Consider the following 23,003-nt stretch of genomic DNA (forward strand, 5'->3'; position numbering starts at 1 on the left):
AAAAGTGTCCGTAACGTGGCGTAAACGGCAATGACTGGTTAGCATAAATCTATTACGCGGCATGATGCTGCATTGATGTATTTACACTTAGAGGGTGCGCTTGTGGAAAAAGCCAAACAAGTTACCTGGCGGCTGTTGGCTGCCGGTGTCTGTCTGCTGACGGTCAGCAGCGTGGCGCGAGCCGACTCACTGGATGAGCAGCGTAGCCGTTACGCGCAAATCAAGCAGGCCTGGGATAACCGACAAATGGATGTGGTCGAACAAATGATGCCATCCCTGAAGGATTACCCGTTATACCCCTACCTGGAATATCGCCAGATCACCGATGATCTGATGAATCAACCGGCGGTGACGGTCACTAACTTTGTTCGCGCTAACCCCACGCTTCCTCCCGCTCGCACGCTGCAATCTCGTTTCGTCAATGAACTGGCGCGGCGTGAAGACTGGCGTGGCTTGTTAGCCTTTAGCTCGGAAAAGCCAGGCACAACCGAAGCCCAGTGTAATTACTACTATGCAAAATGGAACACCGGGCAGAGTGAAGAAGCCTGGCAGGGGGCGAAAGAGCTGTGGCTAACCGGAAAGAGCCAGCCTAACGCTTGTGACAAGTTATTTAGCGTCTGGCGAGCGTCCGGCAAACAAGAACCCCTGGCTTATTTAGAGCGTATCAGCCTTGCGATGAAAGCAGGCAATACCGGGCTGGTGACGGTGCTGGCAGGGCAAATGCCTGCCGATTACCAGACTATTGCTTCGGCAATCATTTCGCTGGCGAATGATCCTAATACTGTGCTGACCTTCGCGCGTTCCACCGGCGCGACCGATTTTACCCGTCAGATGGCGGCGGTGGCATTTGCCAGCGTGGCGCGTCAGGATGCTGAAAACGCACGACTGATGATCCCTTCACTTGCCCAGGCACAGCAGCTTAATGAGGATCAGATTCAGGAGCTGCGTGATATCGTCGCCTGGCGTCTGATGGGCAACGATGTTACCGACGAACAGGCGAAATGGCGTGATGACGCGATTATGCGTTCGCAATCCACGTCGTTAATTGAACGCCGCGTGCGGATGGCGCTTGGCACTGGCGATCGTCGTGGTCTGAATACCTGGCTGGCGCGTCTGCCAATAGAGGCGAAAGATAAAGATGAATGGCGTTACTGGCAGGCGGATCTACTGCTGGAACGCGGGCGTGAAGCTGAAGCAAAAGAGATTTTGCATCAACTCATGCAACAGCGTGGATTTTACCCGATGGTCGCTGCGCAACGTATTGGCGAAGAGTATCAACTAAAGATTGATAAAGCGCCGCAGAACGTTGACAGCGCCCTGATCCAGGGGCCGGAGATGGCGCGCGTGCGCGAGTTGATGTACTGGAATATGGATAACACCGCACGTAGCGAGTGGGCCAATCTGGTGAAGAGCAAGTCAAAAACAGAGCAGGCGCAATTGGCACGCTATGCCTTTAATAATCACTGGTGGGATCTCAGTGTTCAGGCGACGATCGCCGGGAAATTGTGGGATCATCTGGAAGAACGATTCCCCCTGGCCTACAACGATCTCTTCGAACGTTACACCAACGGCAAAGATATCCCACAAAGCTATGCAATGGCGATTGCCCGTCAGGAGAGCGCCTGGAATCCGAAAGTGAAATCACCGGTAGGAGCCAGCGGCCTGATGCAGATTATGCCCGGTACGGCGACTCAGACGGTGAAGATGTTCTCTATTCCTGGTTATAGCAGCCCTGGGCAATTGCTGGATCCGGAAACGAACATCAACATTGGCACCAGTTACCTGCAATATGTTTATCAGCAATTTGGCAATAACCGCATTTTCTCCTCGGCAGCTTATAACGCCGGTCCAGGGCGGGTGCGCACGTGGCTTGGTAACAGCGCCGGGCGTATCGACGCAGTGGCGTTTGTCGAGAGCATTCCGTTCTCCGAGACGCGCGGTTATGTGAAAAATGTGCTGGCTTATGACGCGTACTATCGCTATTTCATGGGCGATAAGCCCACGCTTTTGAGCGCTACGGAATGGGGACGTCGTTACTGATTTGAACCTTTATGATATGCTATCGTACTCTTTAGCGAGTACAATCGGGGGAGGCATTTTGCTTCCCCCGCTAACAATGGCGACACACTATGGCCCAACAATCACCCTATTCAGCAGCGATGGCAGAACAGCGTCACCAGGAGTGGTTACGTTTTGTCGACCTGCTTAAGAATGCCTACGAAAACGATCTCCATTTACCGTTGTTAAATCTGATGCTGACGCCAGATGAGCGCGAAGCATTGGGGACTCGCGTGCGTATCGTCGAAGAGTTGCTGCGTGGTGAAATGAGCCAGCGCGAGTTAAAAAATGAACTCGGCGCGGGCATCGCGACCATTACGCGTGGATCTAACAGTCTGAAAGCCGCCCCCGTTGAGCTGCGCCAGTGGCTGGAAGACGTGTTGCTGAAAAGCGATTGATTTTGTAGGCCTGATAAGACGCGGCAGCGTCGCATCAGGCATTGTGCACCGAATGCCGGATGCGGCGTGAACGCCTTATCCGGTTTACAATGGCTGATACACGGCATTATGAAACGGACTCAGCGCCAGAATCACCGCCTGATGATAGACGCTGGCGCGAGTGAGTTTCCCGGCGGTAAACACGCCGATGGCTCCTTCCTTACGACCAATCTCATCAATACCGGTATAACGCGACATCACGGGGCCGAGCGCCTCGCCTTCACGCACTTTCTGCAGAATCACCGCAGGTAACGGCAAAGTAGCCGAACGCGCCTCGCCGCGCTGGCTGGCGTTTTCAATGACCACCCAACTGAAGGTACTGTCACCATCAATGCCCGCTTCAATCGCCACCCAAAAATCGGCCTCTGGATGTAAACGGCGGGCATTTTCTACCCGATTTCGTGCGCCAGCGCGCGTTTCCTCACTGCCAAAGGGTTGTTCCGGTACGCCGCTCTCGACGGCAACGGACTCAATGTGGCAGGATCCTTCGCCGAAGATCTCGTGAAATGCCTGCAGAATGGCCTGAATTTTAGCGGGATTGGTGGTCGCACAGACAACATGGTGCATAATCAGGATTACTCAAAAATTAACGTTACAGCAGTATACGGAAAAAAAGCATGTTACAGGTATACCTAGTCCGCCACGGTGAAACGCAGTGGAACGCCGAGCGACGTATTCAGGGTCAGTCTGATAGCCCACTGACTGCCAAAGGTGAGCAACAAGCAATGCAGGTGGCGGCACGTTCCAAAGAGCTTGGAATCACACATATCATCAGTAGCGATTTAGGTCGCACCCGGCGCACGGCGGAAATCATCGCTCAGGCTTGCGGCTGTGACATAATCTTTGATTCCCGCCTGCGTGAATTAAATATGGGCGTGCTGGAAAAAAGACATATCGACTCTCTGACCGAAGAAGAAGAGAACTGGCGTCGCCAACTGGTAAATGGCACTGTTGACGGGCGTATTCCTGAAGGCGAGTCAATGCAGGAACTGAGCGAGCGCGTCCATGCTGCACTGGAATCTTGTCGGGATTTGCCACAGGGAAGTCGACCGCTACTGGTGAGCCACGGTATCGCGCTGGGATGCCTGGTGAGTACTATTCTGGGCCTACCTGCACGGGCAGAACGCCGCTTACGTCTGCGTAACTGTTCTATTTCGCGCGTGGATTATCAGGAAAGCCTGTGGCTGGCGTCTGGTTGGGTCGTTGAAACCGCAGGGGATATCTCGCATCTGGACGCCCCTGCATTAGACGAGCTGCAGCGTTAACGACGTACTGGAATCAGCAGTTCGCAGCGCAGATTAATTGGGCGATCTCCCGCTTTGGCATCTTCTGCCGGATAGTATCGCTCAATATCCTGACCTTTACGGCGCGTCAGGTTCAGCATCGGCATACAGGTTCCGTACACCGTCAGGATAAATTCCTGCACGCCTGTCCCCAGCCCTTCATAGGTAAACATCACATATTCGCCGCCCTGCAACAGCACCGGATGCCCCGTCAGTACATAGCCGTCTGCTTGCTCCTGAGCCAACGCAGTTGTGTAGAACACCTCTTGCTCGTCGTCTTTATCCTGGCTTGGACGCGTTTCATTCAGGCCGTAAAGTACTGGCGGAATAGTCGGCGCATTACCGAGAAAATCGTGCCAGAACTGATAACGCATTTCATGGCGGAAATCAGAGATTTGCTCCAGTGAACAGGAGTAACTCTGAGTTACGCCAATCAGCGGCGTGTCTTCCAGCGTGACAAATTTGTGCTCTGGCATGGTGAATTCACCCAGACGCAGCGGTGGGCGAATACCAAAGGCGCTCCATTCAGGAGAACGGCGGTAAAGTGCGGGAGTCTGGGCAAACTGCTTCTTGAATGCACGAGTAAATGTCTGTTGAGAGTCGAAGCGGTATTGCAGCGCAATATCCAGAATTGGGCGCGCGGTCAGGCGTAGTGCAACCGCCGATTTCGACAAACGACGAGCACGAATATACGCGCCAATAGCATGGCCAGTGACATCTTTAAACATTCTCTGTAAGTGCCACTTGGAATAACCTGCTTTCGCCGCTACATTGTCGAGCGACAGTGGCTGATCCAGATGACCTTCCAACCAGATTAAAAGGTCGCGAATAATGCCGGCCTGATCCATAAAATATCCTCATCCTTTCACAACGAGCACCTGACATCAGGTAATTGGATAATAGCATTTTTTGCTGTTTTAGCATTCAGTGTTTTTTTCTTAGCAGAGTATGTTTTAGGTCTTGACGGAAATAAAAGTGTTGAGATTTTGTTCTTAATCAATATGTTATTTACCGTGACGAACTAATTGCTCTGTGTAACTTATAAAAATGGTAACAATATGAAATACAAGCATTTGATCCTGTCTTTAAGCCTGATAATGCTGGGGCCATTGGCACATGCGGAAGAAATTGGTTCGGTCGATACCGTATTTAAAATGATCGGCCCGGATCACAAAATTGTCGTAGAAGCCTTTGACGATCCCGATGTGAAAAATGTCACCTGTTATGTGAGTCGGGCAAAAACCGGCGGTATTAAAGGGGGATTGGGCCTGGCGGAAGATACTTCCGATGCGGCTATTTCTTGTCAGCAAGTCGGGCCGATTGAATTGTCAGAGCGCATTAAAAACGGCAAAGCTCAGGGCGAAGTGGTATTCAAAAAACGTACGTCGCTGGTCTTTAAGTCGTTACAGGTCGTACGCTTCTATGACGCCAAACGCAACGCGCTCGCTTACCTGGCTTACTCCGACAAAGTTGTAGATGGGTCGCCGAAAAACGCGATTAGCGCGGTGCCTGTCATGCCGTGGCGGCAATAACAGAGGCGATATATGCAACGGGAAACGGTCTGGTTAGTGGAAGACGAGCAAGGGATAGCCGACACGCTGGTCTACATGTTGCAGCAGGAAGGTTTTGCCGTCGAGGTCTTTGAGCGAGGCTTGCCGGTGCTGGATAAAGCACGCCAGCAGATTCCCGACGTCATTATTCTCGATGTAGGTCTGCCGGATATCAGCGGCTTTGAATTGTGCCGTCAGTTGCTGGTGATCCATCCGGCGCTACCTGTACTGTTCCTGACAGCCCGTAGTGAAGAGGTGGATCGCCTGCTTGGACTGGAAATTGGCGCTGACGACTACGTGGCTAAACCGTTTTCACCCCGCGAAGTGTGCGCCAGAGTGCGCACTTTACTGCGTCGGGTGAAGAAGTTCTCAACGCCGTCTCCCGTCATCCGTATTGGTCATTTTGAATTGAATGAACCCGCGGCGCAGATCAGCTGGTTTGACACGCCGTTAACGCTAACACGGTATGAGTTTTTGTTGCTGAAAACGTTACTCAAGTCGCCGGGCCGCGTCTGGTCCCGTCAGCAACTGATGGATAGCGTCTGGGAAGATGCGCAGGACACCTACGATCGCACTGTCGATACTCACATTAAAACGCTGCGTGCCAAACTGCGCGCTATTAATCCCGAGCTTTCGCCGATCAATACCCATCGCGGCATGGGATACAGCCTGAGGAGCCTGTAATGCGTATTGGCATGCGGCTGTTGCTGGGGTATTTTTTACTGGTGGCGGTAGCCGCCTGGTTCGTACTGGCTATTTTTGTCAAAGAAGTTAAACCGGGCGTGCGAAGGGCGACGGAAGGGACGTTGATCGATACGGCAACGTTGCTGGCGGAGCTGGCGCGTGCCGATTTGCTCTCTGGTGACCCAACGCATGGGCAGTTGGCGCAGGCATTTAACCAGCTACAAAATCGCCCGTTTCGCGCCAATATCAGCGGCATCAACAAAGTGCGCAATGAATATCATGTCTATATGACTGATGCGCAGGGCAAAGTATTGTTTGATTCGGCCAATAAAGCCGTCGGGCAGGATTATTCGCGCTGGAATGACGTATGGCTAACGTTGCGTGGTCAGTATGGTGCGCGCAGTACGTTGCAAAATCCTGCCGATCCCGAAAGTTCTGTGATGTATGTTGCTGCACCTATTATGGACGGCACGCGGCTGGTTGGCGTTTTGAGCGTAGGCAAACCGAACGCGGCGATGGCGCCGGTGATTAAACGCAGCGAGCGGCGAATTTTATGGGCGAGCGCCATTTTGCTGGGAATTGCGCTGGTAATCGGCGCAGGAATGGTTTGGTGGATCAACCACTCCATTGCCCGACTCACTCGTTATGCTGATTCCGTTACCGACAATAAGCCCGTTCCGCTTCCTGAACTCGGCAGTAGCGAGTTGCGTAAGTTAGCGCAGGCGCTGGAAAGTATGCGCGTGAAGCTGGAAGGGAAAAACTATATTGAGCAGTATGTCTACGCGTTAACTCATGAGTTGAAAAGTCCGCTGGCGGCAATTCGTGGCGCGGCGGAAATTTTACGCGAAGGTCCGCCACCGGAAGTGGTAGCCCGTTTTACCGACAATATTCTGACGCAAAATGCGCGAATGCAGGCGCTGGTGGAAACGCTATTACGCCAGGCAAGACTGGAGAATCGCCAGGAGGTCGTTCTTTCTGCGGTTGCTGTGGCGGCTTTATTTCGCCGCGTCAGCGAAGCGCGCACCGTGCAGTTGGCAGAAAAAAATATCACTCTGCATGTTATGTCCACCGAGGTTAACGTTGCTGCTGAACCTGCGTTGCTGGAACAGGCGCTGGGGAATTTACTGGATAATGCTATCGATTTTACTCCCGAGAATGGCTGCATAACGCTTAGTGCTGGGGTGGAGCAGGAACACGTTACGCTTAACGTGCAGGATACCGGTAGCGGTATTCCTGACTACGCGCTGTCACGTATTTTTGAGCGTTTCTACTCTTTGCCGCGTGCGAATGGGCAAAAAAGCAGTGGTCTGGGGCTGGCGTTTGTCAGTGAAGTTGCCCGTTTGTTTAACGGCGAAGTCACGCTGCGCAACGTGCCGGAAGGCGGCGTATTGGCCTCGCTTCGACTTCACCGTCACTTCACATAACTTCAAATTCTTCCCACATAGCCTTCATATCCTGTCGCCATTGCAAAGGAGAAGACTATGTTGAAATCCCCCCTGTTCTGGAAAATGACCACCCTGTTTGGTGCAGTATTGCTGTTGTTGATTCCGATAATGCTGATTCGGCAGGTGATTGTCGAACGTGCCGATTACCGTAGCGATGTGGAAGATGCGATTCGCCAAAGTACCAGCGGGCCGCAAAAACTCGTTGGGCCGCTCATCGCTATTCCTGTGACCGAGCTTTATACGGTGCAGGAAGAGGATAAAACCGTGGAGCGGAAACGAAGTTTTATCCATTTCTGGTTACCTGAGTCGTTGATGGTTGATGGTAATCAGAATGTGGAAGAACGCAAGATTGGTATTTATACCGGTCAGGTCTGGCACAGTGATTTAACGCTAAAAGCCGATTTCGATGTTTCGCGTCTTAACGAACTCGACGCACCAAATATCACCTTAGGCAAGCCATTTATTGTGATTAGCGTCGGGGATGCGCGTGGTATTGGCGTGGTGAAAGCGCCTGAAGTTAACGGAACAGCGCTGACCATTGAACCCGGTACCGGGTTGGAGCAAGGCGGGCAGGGCGTGCATATCCCTTTACCCGAAGGGGACTGGCGGAAGAAGAACCTGAAGCTGAATATGGCACTGAATTTAAGCGGTACTGGTGATTTGTCCGTGGTGCCGACGGGACGTAATAGTGAGCTTGTCTTAACCAGCAACTGGCCCCATCCCAGTTTTTTAGGTGATTTTTTGCCAGCGAAACGAGAAATAAGTGCATCCGGTTTTCAGGCGCAATGGCAAAGTAGCTGGTTTGCCAATAATCTCGGTGAGCGTTTTGCTTCAGGCAATGATACCGGCTGGGAAAACTTCCCGGCGTTTAGCGTCGCAGTCACTACGCCTGCCGATCAGTATCAATTAACGGACCGGGCGACTAAGTACGCTATTTTGCTGATTGCCCTGACTTTTATGGCCTTCTTTGTTTTTGAAACGCTCACCGCGCAACGTTTGCACCCGATGCAATATTTGCTGGTGGGGCTGTCATTGGTGATGTTTTATTTGCTCTTGCTGGCGCTTTCTGAACACACCGGTTTTACCGTGGCATGGGTAATTGCCAGCTTGATAGGGGCATTAATGAACGGTATTTACTTGCAGGCGGTATTAAAAGGTTGGCGCAATAGCATGTTGTTTACCCTCGCGCTGTTGTTGCTGGATGGTGTGATGTGGGGACTGCTCAACTCTGCCGATAGCGCACTGTTGTTGGGAACCAGTGTGCTGGTGGTGGCGCTGGCAGGCATGATGTTTGTGACGCGGAATATCGACTGGTATGCATTTTCACTGCCAAAAATGAAAACCAGTAAAGAAGTCACAACGGACGATGAGTTACGTATCTGGAAATAAAAAAACGGCGCTAAAAAGCGCCGTTTTTTTGGACGGTGGTAAAGCCGATTAATCTTCCAGATCACCGCAGAAGCGATAACCTTCACCGTGAATGGTGGCGATGATTTCCGGCGTATCCGGCGTAGATTCGAAGTGTTTACGAATACGACGGATCGTCACGTCTACAGTACGGTCGTGCGGTTTCAGCTCACGGCCGGTCATTTTCTTCAGCAGTTCAGCACGAGACTGAATTTTGCCTGGGTTTTCACAGAAGTGAAGCATGGCGCGGAATTCGCTACGCGGCAGTTTGTACTGCTCGCCATCAGGGCCGATCAATGAACGGCTGTTGATGTCCAGTTCCCAACCATTGAACTTGTAGCTTTCAACGCTACGACGTTCTTCGCTGACAGTACCCAGATTCATGGTACGAGACAGCAGGTTGCGCGCACGGATAGTCAGTTCACGCGGGTTGAACGGTTTGGTGATGTAGTCATCTGCGCCAATTTCGAGGCCGAGAATTTTATCGACTTCGTTGTCACGGCCAGTCAGGAACATCAACGCAACATTTGCCTGCTCACGCAGTTCACGCGCTAACAGAAGACCGTTCTTACCCGGCAGATTGATATCCATGATCACCAGGTTGATGTCATATTCAGAGAGGATCTGATGCATTTCCGCGCCATCTGTCGCTTCGAAAACATCATAGCCTTCCGCTTCGAAAATACTTTTCAACGTGTTGCGTGTTACCAACTCGTCTTCAACGATAAGAATGTGCGGGGTCTGCATGTTTGCTACCTAAATTGCCAACTAAATCGAAACAGGAAGTACAAAAGTCCCTGACCTGCCTGATGCATGCTGCAAATTAACATGATCGGCGTAACATGACTAAAGTACGTAATTGCGTTCTTGATGCACTTTCCATCAACGTCAACAACATCATTAGCTTGGTCGTGGGTACTTTCCCTCAGGACCCGACAGTGTCAAAAACGGCTGCCATCCTAACCATTTTAACAGCAACATAACAGGCTAAGACGTGCCGGACACCCAATAAAACTACGCTTCGTTGACATATATCAAGTTCAATTGTAGCACGTTAACAGTTTGATGAAATCATCGTATCTAAATGCTAGCTTTCGTCACATTATTTTAATAATACAACTAGTTGCCTTATACAACTAATAAACGTGGTGAATCCAATTGTCGAGATTTATTTTTTATAAAATTATCCTAAGTAAACAGAAAGATATGTAGCAATTTTTAACAATTGCACCGTTAGTATAGTCAAGAAATAGTTTAGCTTTTTTTAAGTTAAGTGAAGGGCTTTTTCTGCGACTTACGTTACGAATTTGTAAATTCTCTCCGCGTAATAAGTTGACATTCATCACCCTGTGCGCGGTTATTTGATCAAGAAGAGTGGCAACATGCGTATAACGATCATTCTGGTAGCACCTGCCAGAGCTGAAAATATTGGTGCAGCGGCCCGGGCGATGAAAACAATGGGATTTAGCGAGCTGCGCATTGTCGATAGCCTGGCACACCTGGAACCAGCTACCCGCTGGGTGGCACATGGTTCTGGTGATATTATTGATAATATTAAAGTTTTTCCAACGCTGGCTGAATCGCTACACGACGTTGATTTTACCGTTGCCACCACTGCGCGCAGTCGGGCGAAATACCATTACTACGCCACGCCGATAGAACTGGTGCCGCTACTGGAGGAAAAATCGACATGGATGAACCACGCGGCGCTGGTCTTTGGTCGCGAAGATTCTGGCTTGACTAACGAAGAGTTGGCGCTTGCTGATGTCCTCACCGGCGTGCCAATGGTGGCGGATTATCCATCACTGAATTTGGGACAGGCGGTGATGGTCTATTGCTATCAATTAGCAACATTAATACAACAACCGGTGGAATCTGCCGCAACGGCGGACCCATTTCAACTGCAGGCTTTACGTGAACGTGCCATGTCATTGTTAACGACTCTGGCGGTGGCAGATGACACCAAACTGGTCGACTGGTTACAACAACGCATCGGGCTGTTGGAGCAACGAGACACGGCCATGTTGCATCGTTTATTGCATGATATTGAAAAAAATATCACCAAATAAAAAACGATAAGGAAGGGCGTTTTCAGATTTTTATTCTGACTGCAATGGGCAATATGTCTCTGTGTGGATTAAAAAAAGAGCATCTACCAGCACTCTATGAACTGGTAACCTGCCGTGAGCAAATTAAAATTTTATTGACTTAGGTCACTAAATACTTTAACCAATATAGGCATAGCGCACAGACAGATAAAAATTACAGAGTACACAACATCCATGAAACGCATCAGCACCACCATTACCACCACCATCACCATTACCACAGGTAACGGTGCGGGCTGACGCGTACAGGAAACACAGAAAAAAGCCCGCACCTGACAGTGCGGGCTTTTTTTTCGACCAAAGGTAACGAGGTAACAACCATGCGAGTGTTGAAGTTCGGCGGTACATCAGTGGCAAATGCAGAACGTTTTCTGCGGGTTGCCGATATTCTGGAGAGCAATGCCAGGCAGGGGCAGGTGGCCACCGTCCTCTCTGCCCCCGCCAAAATTACCAACCATCTGGTCGCAATGATTGAAAAAACCATTAGCGGTCAGGATGCTTTACCCAATATCAGCGATGCCGAACGTATTTTTGCCGAACTTCTGACGGGACTCGCCGCCGCCCAGCCGGGATTTCCGCTGGCGCAATTGAAAGCGTTCGTTGATCAAGAATTTGCCCAAATCAAACATGTCCTGCATGGCATTAGCTTGTTGGGGCAATGCCCGGACAGCATCAACGCCGCGCTGATTTGCCGTGGTGAAAAAATGTCGATCGCCATTATGGCCGGGGTACTGGAAGCGCGTGGCCACAACGTTACCGTTATCGATCCGGTCGAAAAGCTGCTGGCAATCGGTCATTACCTCGAATCTACGGTCGATATTGCTGAGTCCACCCGCCGTATTGCGGCAAGCCGCATTCCGGCTGACCATATGGTGCTGATGGCTGGTTTCACTGCGGGTAACGAAAAAGGTGAGCTGGTGGTGCTGGGACGTAACGGTTCTGACTACTCCGCCGCGGTACTGGCCGCCTGTTTACGCGCCGATTGTTGCGAGATCTGGACGGATGTCGACGGTGTCTATACTTGCGACCCACGTCAGGTACCCGATGCGAGGCTGTTGAAGTCGATGTCGTACCAGGAAGCGATGGAGCTTTCCTACTTCGGCGCTAAAGTTCTTCACCCTCGCACCATTACCCCTATCGCTCAGTTCCAGATCCCTTGCCTGATTAAAAATACCGGAAATCCTCAAGCACCAGGTACGCTCATTGGCGCCAGCCGTGATGAAGATGAATTACCGGTCAAGGGCATTTCCAATCTGAATAACATGGCAATGTTCAGCGTTTCTGGTCCGGGGATGAAAGGGATGGTCGGCATGGCGGCGCGCGTCTTTGCGGCAATGTCACGTGCCCGCATTTCAGTGGTGCTGATTACGCAATCATCTTCCGAATACAGTATCAGTTTCTGCGTACCACAAAGCGACTGTGCGCGTGCTGAACGCGCGATGCAGGAAGAGTTCTACCTGGAACTGAAAGAAGGTTTGCTGGAGCCGCTGGCGGTCACTGAACGGCTGGCCATTATTTCGGTGGTGGGCGATGGTATGCGCACCTTGCGTGGGATCTCGGCGAAATTCTTTGCCGCACTGGCCCGCGCCAATATCAACATTGTCGCCATTGCTCAAGGGTCTTCTGAACGCTCAATCTCTGTCGTGGTAAATAACGATGATGCGACCACTGGCGTACGCGTTACCCACCAGATGCTGTTCAATACCGATCAGGTTATCGAAGTGTTTGTGATTGGCGTCGGTGGCGTTGGCGGCGCGCTGCTGGAGCAACTGAAGCGTCAGCAAAGCTGGCTGAAGAACAAACACATCGATTTACGCGTTTGCGGCGTTGCTAACTCGAAGGCGCTGCTGACTAATGTGCATGGCCTTAACCTGGATAACTGGCAGGAAGAACTGGCGCAAGCCAAAGAGCCGTTCAACCTTGGGCGCTTAATTCGCCTGGTGAAAGAATATCATTTGCTGAATCCGGTGATTGTCGATTGCACTTCCAGCCAGGCGGTGGCGGATCAATATGCCGACTTCCTGCGCGAAGGTTTCCACGTGGTGACTCCGAACAAAAAGGCCAACACCTCGTCGATGGATTACTACCATCAGCTGCGTTACGCGGCGGAAAAATCACGGCGTAAATTCCTTTATGACACCAACGTCGGTGCGGGGTTGCCGGTCATTGAGAACTTACAAAACCTGCTCAACGCGGGTGATGAATTGATGAAATTCTCTGGCATTCTTTCTGGTTCGCTTTCTTTCATCTTCGGTAAGTTAGACGAAGGGATGAGCTTCTCCGAGGCCACCACGCTGGCAAGAGAAATGGGCTATACCGAACCGGACCCGCGAGATGATCTTTCTGGTATGGATGTGGCGCGCAAGCTGTTGATTCTCGCTCGTGAAACTGGACGATCACTGGAACTGGCGGATATCGAAATCGAATCTGTGCTGCCCGCAGAGTTTAACGCGGAAGGCGATGTTGCGACTTTTATGGCGAACCTGTCACAACTCGACGATCTCTTTGCCGCGCGCGTGGCGAAGGCCCGTGATGAAGGAAAAGTTTTGCGCTATGTTGGCAATATTGATGAAGATGGCGTCTGCCGCGTGAAGATTGCTGAAGTGGATGGCAACGATCCGCTGTTCAAAGTGAAAAACGGCGAAAACGCATTGGCCTTCTATAGCCACTATTATCAGCCACTGCCGCTGGTCCTGCGCGGATACGGTGCGGGTAATGACGTTACAGCTGCCGGTGTCTTTGCCGATCTGCTGCGCACCCTCTCATGGAAGTTAGGAGTCTAAAATGGTTAAGGTTTATGCTCCGGCTTCCAGTGCCAATATGAGCGTCGGGTTTGATGTGCTCGGGGCGGCGGTGGTGCCTGTTGATGGTTCCTTGCTGGGAGATGTAGTGACGGTTGAGTCAGCAGAGCGCTTCAGTCTCAACAATCTTGGACGGTTTGCAGGCAAGCTACCGTCAGAACCGCAGGAAAATATCGTTTATCAGTGCTGGGAGCGTTTTTGCCAGGAAGTGGGTAAGCAAATTCCGGTGGCGATGACCCTGGAAAAGAATATGCCGATCGGTTCTGGCTTAGGTTCCAGCGCCTGTTCGGTGGTCGCGGCGCTGGTGGCGATGAATGAACACTGCGGTAAGCCGCTCAATGATACCCGCCTGCTGGCCTTGATGGGCGAACTGGAAGGGCGTATCTCCGGCAGCATTCATTACGACAACGTGGCACCGTGCTTTCTTGGCGGCATGCAGTTGATGATCGAAGAAAACGGCATCATCAGCCAGCAGGTACCAGGATTTGATGAGTGGTTATGGGTGTTGGCGTATCCGGGGATTAAAGTCTCGACGGCAGAAGCACGGGCTATTTTACCGGCGCAGTATCGCCGCCAGGATTGCATTGCGCACGGGCGACATCTGGCAGGCTTCATTCACGCCTGCTATTCCCGCCAGCCTGAACTTGCCGCGAAGCTGATGAAAGATGTTATCGCTGAACCCTATCGTGAACGTTTATTGCCAGGCTTCAGGCAAGCACGTCAGGCGGTCGCGGAAATCGGTGCGGTAGCGAGCGGTATCTCCGGCTCGGGGCCGACCTTGTTCGCCCTGTGCGATAAACTGGATACCGCCCAGCGAGTTGCCGACTGGTTAGGTAAGAATTACCTGCAAAATCAGGAAGGTTTTGTTCATATTTGCCGGCTGGATACGGCGGGCGCACGAGTACTGGAAAACTAAATGAAACTCTACAATCTGAAAGATCACAATGAGCAGGTCAGTTTTGCGCAAGCCGTAACGCAGGGATTGGGCAAAAATCAGGGGTTGTTTTTCCCTCATGAGCTACCGGAATTCAGCCTGACCGAAATTGATGAGATGCTGAAACTGGATTTCGTCACTCGCAGCGCGAAGATCCTCTCGGCGTTTATTGGTGATGAGATCCCACAGGAAGTTCTGGAAGAGCGCGTGCGCGCGGCATTCGCTTTCCCGGCTCCGGTTGCCAAAGTTGAAAATGACGTCGGTTGTCTGGAGTTGTTCCACGGGCCAACGCTGGCATTTAAAGATTTCGGCGGTCGCTTTATGGCGCAAATGCTGACCCATATTGCGGGCGATAAGCCAGTGACTATTCTGACTGCGACTTCCGGCGACACCGGAGCGGCAGTGGCTCACGCTTTCTACGGTTTACCGAACGTTAAAGTGGTCATCCTTTACCCGCACGGCAAAATCAGTCCACTGCAAGAAAAACTGTTCTGTACGCTGGGTGGCAATATTGAAACCGTCGCCATCGACGGCGATTTTGATGCCTGCCAGGCTCTTGTTAAACAGGCGTTCGATGATGAAGAACTAAAAGTGGCGTTGGGACTGAACTCTGCTAACTCTATTAACATCAGCCGTTTGCTGGCGCAGATTTGCTATTACTTTGAAGCCGTGGCGCAGTTGCCGCAGGAAGCGCGTAACCAGCTAGTTGTTTCAGTGCCGAGCGGAAATTTCGGCGATTTAACGGCAGGATTGCTGGCGAAATCACTCGGTCTGCCGGTGAAGCGTTTTATCGCTGCCACTAACGTTAACGATACGGTGCCGCGTTTCCTGCACGACGGGCAGTGGGCGCCTAAAGCTACCCAGGCGACATTATCCAATGCGATGGATGTCAGCCAGCCAAACAACTGGCCGCGAGTGGAAGAGTTGTTCCGCCGTAAAATCTGGCAACTGAAGGAGCTGGGTTATGCGGCGGTGGATGATGAAACCACCCGGCAGACAATGCGTGAGTTAAAAGCACTGGGCTATACCTCGGAACCGCATGCTGCCGTGGCTTACCGTGCGCTGCGTGACCAACTTCATCCGGGAGAATATGGCCTGTTCCTCGGCACCGCGCACCCGGCGAAGTTTAAAGAGAGCGTGGAAGTGATTCTTAGTGAAACGCTGGAATTGCCAAAAGAGCTGGCAGAACGTGCTGATTTACCCTTACTTTCACATAGTCTGCCTGCCGATTTTGCTGCGCTGCGCAAACTCATGATGAATCATAATTAATATCCATTAAATTCCGAAAAAATAGCCGGGCTTGTGTTTATACAGCTCGGCTTTTTTGTGGAGAAAATATGAGAAAAATCGACAGAAAAAAAGGAGAAATTTTCAATAAATGCGGTAACTTAGATTGGATAATGACAACGAGGATTCTTTTACCGTAAGCTCCTTATATCGGCCCATAACTGGCAATGATAATAAGGAGTCACCTGTGAAAAAGATGCAATCTCTCTTACTCGCATTTTCCCTGATTCTGGTTGCTCCTATGGCAGCGCAGGCTGAGGAAATAATGCTGGTGCCATCAGTAAAGTTACAGATTGGCGATCGTGATTATCGCGGTTTCTACTGGGATGGCGGTTACTGGCGTGACCACGACTGGTGGCACAGAAATTATGAATGGCGAGGCAATCGCTGGCACCCATACGGACTGCAGCCGCACTATAATAATCATCGCGATCATCGTGACGATCATCGTCATGATCACCGGGATGATCATTATCCGGGGCCTGGCAGACATCATCGCTAAATATAAATGCCGGATGACCTCCGGCATTCACCGCAAACTTAACGCAGTTCGTAGCGTTTAAACACCAGTTCGCCATTGCTGGAAGAGGCTTCATCGAAGAAGTAACCTTCACTGTTAAAACCTGTCAGTTGCTCTGGCTTGGTCAGGCGATTTTTAATGATAAACCGACTCATCAGGCCACGCGCTTTTTTAGCATGGAAGCTGATGACCTTAAACTTGCCGTTCTTCTCATCGAGGAATACCGGCTTGATTATCTCGGCATTTAATTTCTTCGGTTTCACTGATTTAAAATACTCATCTGACGCCAGGTTAATCACCACCTGATCGCCTTGTGCTTCGAGCGCTTCGTTTAGCTTGTTGGTGATCACATCCCCCCAGAACTGGTACAGGTCTTTACCCCGCGCATTCTCAAGACGGATCCCCATCTCCAGACGGTATGGCTGCATTAAATCGAGCGGGCGCAGTACGCCGTACAAACCGGAAAGCATACGTAAATGCTGCTGGGCAAAAGAGAAATCTTCTTCACTAAAGGTTTCGGCTTGCAAGCCGGTATAGACATCGCCTTTAAATGCCAGAATTGCCTGCCGGGCATTCTCTGGCGTGAAATCTGGCTGCCAGTCATGAAAGCGGGTAGCGTTGAGATCGGCCAGCTTGTCACTGATTTTCATCAGCTTGCCAATCTGCGGTGCCGTTAGTTTTCGCGCTTCATGGATAAGCTGTTGGGAGTTGTCTAACAGCTCCGGCAGCGTGTAGCGTGTGGTGGCCAAAGGGCTTTGATAATCAAGTGTTTTAGCAGGTGAAATCAGAATCAACATATCCAGTCCTTGCAGGAAATTTACTGCGACTGTAGCAAAAAAAGTGGATGAGTTGATCGATAGTTGTGATTACTCCTGCGACAAATCATCCCACGCATCAGGGGAAAGTTGCTGACTGATATCCGGGTAGCGCAGCGGATCAAACACCGGACGTACGCCGAGTTTTCGCTGGCGCAGATAATCGCTGGCAATGATATGCACCACGGGGGAAAGCAGCAAAATCGCTGTCAAATTGGTGATTGCCATGCAGGCCATAATAATATCGGCCAGTTGCCACATCATCGGAAGGCTCAGTAGGGTACCGCCAATGACCGTAACAAAGATACAGATACGCAGACTCCAGATAGCTTTCCGGTTGTTCAGCCGTAAAAAGAAGAGATTATTTTCGGCATAAATGTAGTTGGCGACGATCGAGCTGAAGGCAAATAGAATCACTACTATCGTGACAAATTCTGCCCCCCAGGAACCCATTAATACACGCATCGCTTTCTGAATGAGTTGGATACCTTCCAGTGGCAAATAGGTGGTGCCGTTACCAGCCAGCAATATCAGCATGGCGCTTGCCGTACAAATCACCATCGTGTCGATAAAGATGCCGATCATCTGGACAATACCTTGCGCTGCCGGATGCGGTGGCCATGATGCCGCCGCCGCCGCTGCGTTCGGTGTTGATCCCATCCCCGCCTCATTGGAAAACATACTGCGCTGAAAGCCGTTAGTAATCGCCTGACTCAGGGTATAACCCGCCGCGCCGCCTGCCGCTTCCTGCCAGCCAAAGGCGCTTTCAAAAATAGACCAAATAACGTGTGGAAGTTGCCCGATATTCATTGCGCAAATGACCAGGCTGGCGAGTACCCAGATTAACGCCATAATAGGGACAAACCATTGCATTAACCGGGCGACGCCATGAATGCCGTGAGTTATCGCCAACAAGGTAAAAATGGCGAGAATGACACCCGTTACTAACGGAGGGAAATCAAATGCAAAGCTCATCGCGCGAGCGACGGCATTTGCCTGAACACCGCTGAAAATCAGTCCGTAGGCGATGAGCAAAAAGACGGCGAACAGAACGCCCATCCAGCGCATCCCTAACCCACGCGCCATATACCATGCTGGTCCGCCGCGAAACTGCCCATTGACGTCACGTTCTTTATAAAGCTGGGCAAGGGAACATTCGGCAAAAGAGGTCGCCATGCCAATAAACGCGGCAACCCACATCCAGAAAATAGCACCCGGTCCACCGGCGGTGATAGCCAGCGCAACGCCTGCCAGGTTGCCGCTGCCGACGCGCGCGGCGAGACTGGTACACAATGATTGAAAAGAAGTTAAACCGCCTCGTTGCGGATGAATGCTATTTTTAAGACTTTTGCCAAACTGACGAATATAGCGAAATTGAACGAACCCAGAACGAAAAGTGAACCAACAGCCTGCGCCGAAGAGCAGGTAGATCATCACTGATCCCCATAGTACGTTGTTAATAAAAGAGAAAAAATCAGGCATTCGTATCCCTCTTGTCGCCGGCGCGCGGTTACATTCCTGTGTAAACGTTACCAATTGATTAAGAATTATATACGATGTGCATTGGTTGATAACGTCTGCGTAGCATACATGAGGTTTTGTTTAAAAATGGCGGGTGATATCAACGCCATGTCAGAAATCCGAAACAGTCTTGCCTGGTAATAACCCTTTTGTCTGCGGTTGCGCTGTCGTTACGTCGTGATATCATCAGGGCAGACCGGTTACATCCCCCTAACAAGCTGTTTAAAGAGAAATACTATCATGACGGACAAATTGACCTCCCTTCGTCAGTACACCACCGTAGTGGCCGACACTGGGGACATCGCGGCAATGAAGCTGTATCAACCGCAGGATGCCACAACCAACCCTTCTCTCATTCTTAACGCAGCGCAAATTCCGGAATACCGTAAGTTGATTGATGATGCTGTCGCCTGGGCGAAACAGCAGAGCAACGATCGCGCGCAGCAGATCGTGGACGCGACCGACAAACTGGCAGTAAATATTGGTCTGGAAATCCTGAAACTGGTTCCGGGCCGTATCTCAACTGAAGTTGATGCGCGTCTTTCCTATGACACCGAAGCGTCAATTGCGAAAGCAAAACGCCTGATTAAGCTCTACAACGATGCAGGTATTAGCAACGATCGTATTCTGATCAAACTGGCTTCTACCTGGCAGGGTATCCGTGCTGCAGAACAGCTGGAAAAAGAAGGTATCAACTGTAACCTGACTCTGCTGTTCTCCTTCGCTCAGGCACGTGCTTGTGCGGAAGCGGGCGTGTTCCTGATTTCTCCGTTTGTTGGCCGTATTCTTGACTGGTACAAAGCCAATACCGATAAGAAAGAGTACGCTCCGGCAGAAGATCCGGGTGTCGTTTCTGTATCTGAAATCTACCAGTACTACAAAGAACACGGTTATGAAACCGTGGTTATGGGCGCAAGCTTCCGTAACATCGGCGAAATTCTGGAACTGGCAGGCTGCGACCGTCTGACCATCGCACCGGCACTGTTGAAAGAGCTGGCTGAGAGCGAAGGGGCTATCGAACGTAAACTGTCTTACACTGGTGAAGTGAAAGCGCGTCCGGCGCGTATCACCGAGTCTGAGTTCCTGTGGCAGCACAACCAGGACCCAATGGCAGTTGATAAACTGGCGGAAGGTATCCGTAAGTTTGCTGTTGACCAGGAAAAACTGGAAAAAATGATCGGCGATCTGCTGTAATCATTCTTAGCGTGACCGGGAAGTCGGTCACGCTACCTCTTCTGAAGCCTGTCTGTCACTCCCTTCGCAGTGTATCATTCTGTTTAACGAGACTGTTTAAACGGAAAAATCTTGATGAATACTTTACGTATCGGCTTAGTTTCCATCTCTGATCGCGCGTCCAGCGGCGTTTATCAGGATAAAGGCATCCCTGCGCTGGAAGAATGGCTGACATCGGCGCTAACCACGCCGTTTGAACTGGAAACTCGCTTAATCCCCGATGAGCAGGCGATCATTGAGCAAACGTTGTGTGAGCTGGTGGATGAAATGAGTTGCCATCTGGTGCTGACAACCGGCGGTACTGGCCCGGCGCGCCGTGACGTAACGCCCGATGCGACGCTGGCAGTAGCGGACCGCGAGATGCCAGGCTTTGGTGAACAGATGCGCCAGATTAGCCTGCATTTTGTGCCAACTGCGATCCTTTCGCGCCAGGTGGGGGTGATTCGTAAGCAGGCACTGATCCTTAACTTACCCGGTCAGCCGAAGTCCATCAAAGAGACACTGGAAGGCGTGAAGGATGCCGAGGGTAAGGTCGTGGTACATGGCATTTTCGCCAGCGTACCGTACTGCATTCAGTTGCTGGAAGGACCTTACGTTGAAACTGCACCGGAAGTGGTGGCAGCATTCAGACCGAAGAGTGCAAGACGCGAAGTTAGCGAATAAAAAAATCCCCCCAGGCGGGGGATGAGACTGATGACAAACGCAAAACTGCCTGATGCGCTACGCTTATCAGGCCTACGAGTTTCCTGCAATATATTGAATTTGCACGATTTCTTAGGCCGGATAAGGCGTTCACGCCGCATCCGGCATAAACAAAGCGCACGTTGTTAACAATCTTATCCCTTCGAGCGGGGGGATCTTAACGATTAGTGAGACTCACCAATCGGCAGAACGGTGCGACCAAACTGCTCGTTCAGCACTTCACCCATTGCCAGATAAATTGCGCTGGCACCGCAGATCAGGCCAATCCAGCCTGCGAAGTGGATGATTGCTTCGTTACCGGCAATGTTACCGATCGCCAGCAGGGCAAACAGCACGGTCAGGCTAAAGAATACGAATTGCAGAACGCGTGCGCCTTTCAGCGTGCCGAAGAACATAAACAGCGTAAACACGCCCCACAGACCCAGGTAGACACCAAGGAACTGCGCATTTGGCGCATCGGTCAGGCCCAGTTTCGGCATCAGCAGAATCGCAACCAGCGTCAGCCAGAAAGAACCGTAAGAGGTGAAGGCAGTTAAACCGAAAGTGTTGCCTTTTTTATACTCCAGCAGACCGGCAAAAATTTGCGCGATACCGCCGTAGAAGATGCCCATAGCGAGAATAATACCGTCCAGAGCGAAATAACCCACGTTGTGCAGGTTAAGCAGAATGGTGGTCATGCCGAAGCCCATCAGGCCCAGCGGTGCCGGATTAGCCAACTTAGTGTTGCCCATAATTCCTCAAAAATCATCATTGAATGAATGGTGAAATAATTTCCCTGAATAACTGTAGTGTTTTCAGGGCGCGGCATAATAATCAGCCAATGGAGTAGTGTCCATGATCTTTTGAGGGGAAAATGAAAATTTTCCCCGATGTGAGGGATTAGGCCTGAGTGGCGCTGACAATTCGACGCAGGCAGGCAATTTGCAGGACCGCCGGAATAGTAACGCGATAGGCGCTACCGCTGACGGCTTTAACTCCGTTTAATGCCGCGCCCACCGGGCCACCAAGCCCCGCACCACGTAGTAGGCCATGCCCGAGAACGCTCATTGCTGCGTGAGTACGTAAAATGCGGGTAAGCTGGCTGGAAAGCAGATGCGACACGCCTTTTGCCAATAATTTGTCTTTCATCAGCAGCGGTAATAGCTCTTCCAGCTCGTTGACTCTTGCATCGACCGCCTTGAGAAATTCCTGCTTATGTTCCTCGTCCATTTTCTTCCAGGTATTACGCAGAAATTGTTCCAGTAATTGTTGCTCAATTTCAAACGTAGACATCTCTTTGTCGGCTTTTAGCTTCAGCCGTTTTGAGACGTCGAGCAAAATGGCCCGGTACAGTTTACCGTGTCCGCGAAGTTTGTTAGCGATACTATCGCCGCCAAAATGCTGTAATTCTCCGGCAATTAGCTGCCAGTTGCGGCGATGTTGCTCGGGATGCCCTTCCATCGATTTGAACAGTTCATTACGCATCAGAACGCTGGAGAGGCGAGTTTTGCCTTTTTCGTTATGGGTGAGCAAACGGGCGAAATTGGTCAGTTGCTCCTCACTACAATGCTGGAGAAAATCCAGATCTGAATCATTCAGGTAATTAACATTCATTTATTGTGGCTTCTCTGTTCAAGCGTTAATCGTCGCCGATAATTTTCAGCGTGGCCATATCGGACGAGTTCACTGTATGACCGGAAAAGGTGATTTTTGACACGCAGCGTTTGTTGTCGTTATCGCTGTTAATGTTGATCCAGCTGGTGGTTTGCCCTTCTTTAATTTCGGCGGGAACATTCAGGCTTTGACTGGCGCTACGGGCGGCTTTGAAATAAACCGACGCGCCGCTCAACTGTAAATCGCCGTGGTCGGCGGTGAGTTGGATACGTTTTACGATGCGGCAAACGGGGAGTTTCAGTGCCAGATCGTTGGTTTCGTTACGCGGCATCGCAATGACGCCGAGGATTTTATGGTCGTTAGCTTGCGCCGTGCAGCACAGCATAAGGCTAAGTACCAGGCTGGCCGAAATCGTAAAAACGGATTTCATAAAGATTCTCTTAGCGGGGAGCAGTAGGGGATGAATAGCCACTAGTTTACTGCTGGCGAAAAGAAGATTCAGGTATGTAATCTTTTCTTTTTATTACAGTTTTTTGGTGAATAACTTGTGTTGGATTCATTCTTTATATGAATGAAATTGCCGTCTGTTTCATGTCTTCTTCTGGCATATCACGAAATTTCTGCG

Annotated in this window: 24 protein-coding genes, 1 pseudogene and 1 other annotated feature; of the genes and pseudogenes, 16 read left to right on the forward strand and 9 right to left on the reverse strand. The window is 50.9% G+C overall.

Going from position 1 to position 23,003, the window contains the following annotated elements; all coding sequences use genetic code 11:
• The first annotated feature begins 102 nt into the window (after nt 1-102).
• Both sltY and trpR read left to right on the forward strand, forming a co-directional pair.
• Nucleotides 103-2,040 (forward strand): murein transglycosylase, encoded by a 1,938-nt coding sequence (gene sltY / locus FEK42_RS19405; protein ID WP_138211930.1) that lies wholly within the window; start codon nt 103-105, stop codon nt 2,038-2,040.
• Between the two features lie 89 nt (nt 2,041-2,129).
• Nucleotides 2,130-2,456: a trp operon repressor gene (gene trpR / locus FEK42_RS19410; protein WP_064530383.1), complete on the forward strand. Its 327-nt coding sequence runs from the start codon at nt 2,130-2,132 to the stop codon at nt 2,454-2,456.
• A gap of 84 nt (nt 2,457-2,540) precedes the next feature.
• Here trpR and yjjX read toward each other — a convergent pair whose 3' ends face one another.
• On the reverse strand, nt 2,541-3,062 hold the full coding sequence (gene yjjX / locus FEK42_RS19415) for an inosine/xanthosine triphosphatase (protein WP_130204796.1): 522 nt from the start codon (nt 3,060-3,062) through the stop codon (nt 2,541-2,543).
• A gap of 50 nt (nt 3,063-3,112) precedes the next feature.
• Here yjjX and gpmB point away from each other — a divergent pair, with 50 nt between their 5' ends.
• Nucleotides 3,113-3,760, forward strand: coding sequence for a 2,3-diphosphoglycerate-dependent phosphoglycerate mutase GpmB (gene gpmB / locus FEK42_RS19420; RefSeq protein WP_135491886.1), 648 nt, complete (start codon nt 3,113-3,115; stop codon nt 3,758-3,760).
• On the opposite strand, the gene robA is transcribed toward gpmB, so the two are convergent.
• On the reverse strand, nt 3,757-4,626 hold the full coding sequence (robA, locus tag FEK42_RS19425) for an MDR efflux pump AcrAB transcriptional activator RobA (RefSeq protein ID WP_130204798.1): 870 nt from the start codon (nt 4,624-4,626) through the stop codon (nt 3,757-3,759). The genes gpmB and robA overlap by 4 nt on opposite strands.
• A 210-nt stretch (nt 4,627-4,836) precedes the next feature.
• Here robA and creA point away from each other — a divergent pair, with 210 nt between their 5' ends.
• From creA to creD, 4 genes are read left to right on the forward strand one after another with little or no spacing between them, the layout of a single operon-like run.
• Entirely contained in the window at nt 4,837-5,310 is a 474-nt protein-coding gene (gene creA, locus FEK42_RS19430) for a protein CreA (protein ID WP_000875488.1), read from the forward strand.
• Nucleotides 5,311-5,322: 12 nt separating this feature from the next.
• Nucleotides 5,323-6,012 (forward strand): two-component system response regulator CreB, encoded by a 690-nt coding sequence (creB, locus tag FEK42_RS19435; RefSeq protein WP_130259595.1) that lies wholly within the window; start codon nt 5,323-5,325, stop codon nt 6,010-6,012.
• Nucleotides 6,012-7,436 (forward strand): two-component system sensor histidine kinase CreC, encoded by a 1,425-nt coding sequence (gene creC / locus FEK42_RS19440; RefSeq protein ID WP_138211931.1) that lies wholly within the window; start codon nt 6,012-6,014, stop codon nt 7,434-7,436. The genes creB and creC overlap by 1 nt, the downstream gene beginning before the upstream one ends.
• 57 nt (nt 7,437-7,493) lie before the next feature.
• Nucleotides 7,494-8,846, forward strand: coding sequence for a cell envelope integrity protein CreD (gene creD, locus FEK42_RS19445; protein WP_130204804.1), 1,353 nt, complete (start codon nt 7,494-7,496; stop codon nt 8,844-8,846).
• Nucleotides 8,847-8,894: 48 nt separating this feature from the next.
• Here the strand turns inward: creD and arcA are convergent, their stop codons facing one another.
• Nucleotides 8,895-9,611: a two-component system response regulator ArcA gene (arcA, locus tag FEK42_RS19450; protein ID WP_001194358.1), complete on the reverse strand. Its 717-nt coding sequence runs from the start codon at nt 9,609-9,611 to the stop codon at nt 8,895-8,897.
• Nucleotides 9,612-9,706: 95 nt separating this feature from the next.
• Between arcA and yjjY the strand changes: the two genes are divergently transcribed.
• The 7 genes from yjjY (at nt 9,707) to FEK42_RS19485 (ending at nt 16,496) form a co-directional block, all read left to right on the forward strand.
• Nucleotides 9,707-9,847 (forward strand): protein YjjY, encoded by a 141-nt coding sequence (gene yjjY / locus FEK42_RS19455; protein ID WP_057696375.1) that lies wholly within the window; start codon nt 9,707-9,709, stop codon nt 9,845-9,847.
• Nucleotides 9,848-10,246: 399 nt separating this feature from the next.
• Nucleotides 10,247-10,933, forward strand: coding sequence for a tRNA/rRNA methyltransferase (locus FEK42_RS19460; RefSeq protein ID WP_130204806.1), 687 nt, complete (start codon nt 10,247-10,249; stop codon nt 10,931-10,933).
• Between the two features lie 213 nt (nt 10,934-11,146).
• Nucleotides 11,147-11,212: a thr operon leader peptide gene (gene thrL, locus FEK42_RS19465; RefSeq protein WP_001386572.1), complete on the forward strand. Its 66-nt coding sequence runs from the start codon at nt 11,147-11,149 to the stop codon at nt 11,210-11,212.
• Nucleotides 11,148-11,267 (forward strand) — a sequence feature (Thr leader region). It overlaps the preceding gene by 65 nt.
• Before the next feature lie 25 nt (nt 11,268-11,292).
• Complete coding sequence (gene thrA, locus FEK42_RS19470) at nt 11,293-13,755, forward strand: bifunctional aspartate kinase/homoserine dehydrogenase I (protein WP_130204809.1); 2,463 nt, start codon at nt 11,293-11,295, stop codon at nt 13,753-13,755.
• A 1-nt stretch (nt 13,756) separates the two neighbouring features.
• Nucleotides 13,757-14,689 (forward strand): homoserine kinase, encoded by a 933-nt coding sequence (thrB, locus tag FEK42_RS19475; RefSeq protein WP_135491888.1) that lies wholly within the window; start codon nt 13,757-13,759, stop codon nt 14,687-14,689.
• Nucleotides 14,690-15,976 carry a threonine synthase gene (gene thrC, locus FEK42_RS19480; RefSeq protein ID WP_135491889.1) on the forward strand — a complete coding sequence of 429 codons (1,287 nt, stop codon included), beginning with the start codon at nt 14,690-14,692 and terminating at the stop codon, nt 15,974-15,976. It abuts the gene before it with no gap.
• Nucleotides 15,977-16,181: 205 nt separating this feature from the next.
• Nucleotides 16,182-16,496, forward strand: coding sequence for a DUF2502 domain-containing protein (locus tag FEK42_RS19485; protein ID WP_130217502.1), 315 nt, complete (start codon nt 16,182-16,184; stop codon nt 16,494-16,496).
• A 38-nt stretch (nt 16,497-16,534) separates the two neighbouring features.
• On the opposite strand, the gene yaaA is transcribed toward FEK42_RS19485, so the two are convergent.
• Nucleotides 16,535-17,311: a peroxide stress protein YaaA gene (gene yaaA / locus FEK42_RS19490; RefSeq protein WP_135491890.1), complete on the reverse strand. Its 777-nt coding sequence runs from the start codon at nt 17,309-17,311 to the stop codon at nt 16,535-16,537.
• Between the two features lie 69 nt (nt 17,312-17,380).
• Entirely contained in the window at nt 17,381-18,811 is a 1,431-nt protein-coding gene (locus FEK42_RS19495; RefSeq protein WP_135491891.1) for a sodium:alanine symporter family protein, read from the reverse strand.
• A 279-nt stretch (nt 18,812-19,090) separates the two neighbouring features.
• Here FEK42_RS19495 and tal point away from each other — a divergent pair, with 279 nt between their 5' ends.
• Nucleotides 19,091-20,044, forward strand: a complete 954-nt coding sequence (gene tal / locus FEK42_RS19500) for a transaldolase (protein WP_000130187.1) — start codon at nt 19,091-19,093, stop codon at nt 20,042-20,044.
• A 114-nt stretch (nt 20,045-20,158) separates the two neighbouring features.
• Nucleotides 20,159-20,746, forward strand: coding sequence for a molybdopterin adenylyltransferase (gene mog / locus FEK42_RS19505; protein ID WP_130204821.1), 588 nt, complete (start codon nt 20,159-20,161; stop codon nt 20,744-20,746).
• A gap of 46 nt (nt 20,747-20,792) precedes the next feature.
• Here the strand turns inward: mog and FEK42_RS23225 are convergent.
• From FEK42_RS23225 to FEK42_RS19520, 4 genes and pseudogenes are all read right to left on the reverse strand, one after another.
• Nucleotides 20,793-20,891, reverse strand: a pseudogene (locus FEK42_RS23225) (hypothetical protein); the annotation flags it as partial.
• Nucleotides 20,892-20,949: 58 nt separating this feature from the next.
• Nucleotides 20,950-21,516 (reverse strand): acetate uptake transporter, encoded by a 567-nt coding sequence (satP, locus tag FEK42_RS19510; protein WP_064530367.1) that lies wholly within the window; start codon nt 21,514-21,516, stop codon nt 20,950-20,952.
• Between the two features lie 148 nt (nt 21,517-21,664).
• Nucleotides 21,665-22,378, reverse strand: a complete 714-nt coding sequence (gene msyB, locus FEK42_RS19515) for an acidic protein MsyB (protein WP_130217496.1) — start codon at nt 22,376-22,378, stop codon at nt 21,665-21,667.
• Between the two features lie 25 nt (nt 22,379-22,403).
• Nucleotides 22,404-22,808, reverse strand: a complete 405-nt coding sequence (locus FEK42_RS19520) for a DUF2541 family protein (protein ID WP_130259604.1) — start codon at nt 22,806-22,808, stop codon at nt 22,404-22,406.
• Nucleotides 22,809-23,003: the final 195 nt, after the last annotated feature.

It is taken from the genome of Escherichia sp. E2748 (assembly GCF_005781125.1).
Lineage (GTDB): Bacteria > Pseudomonadota > Gammaproteobacteria > Enterobacterales > Enterobacteriaceae > Escherichia.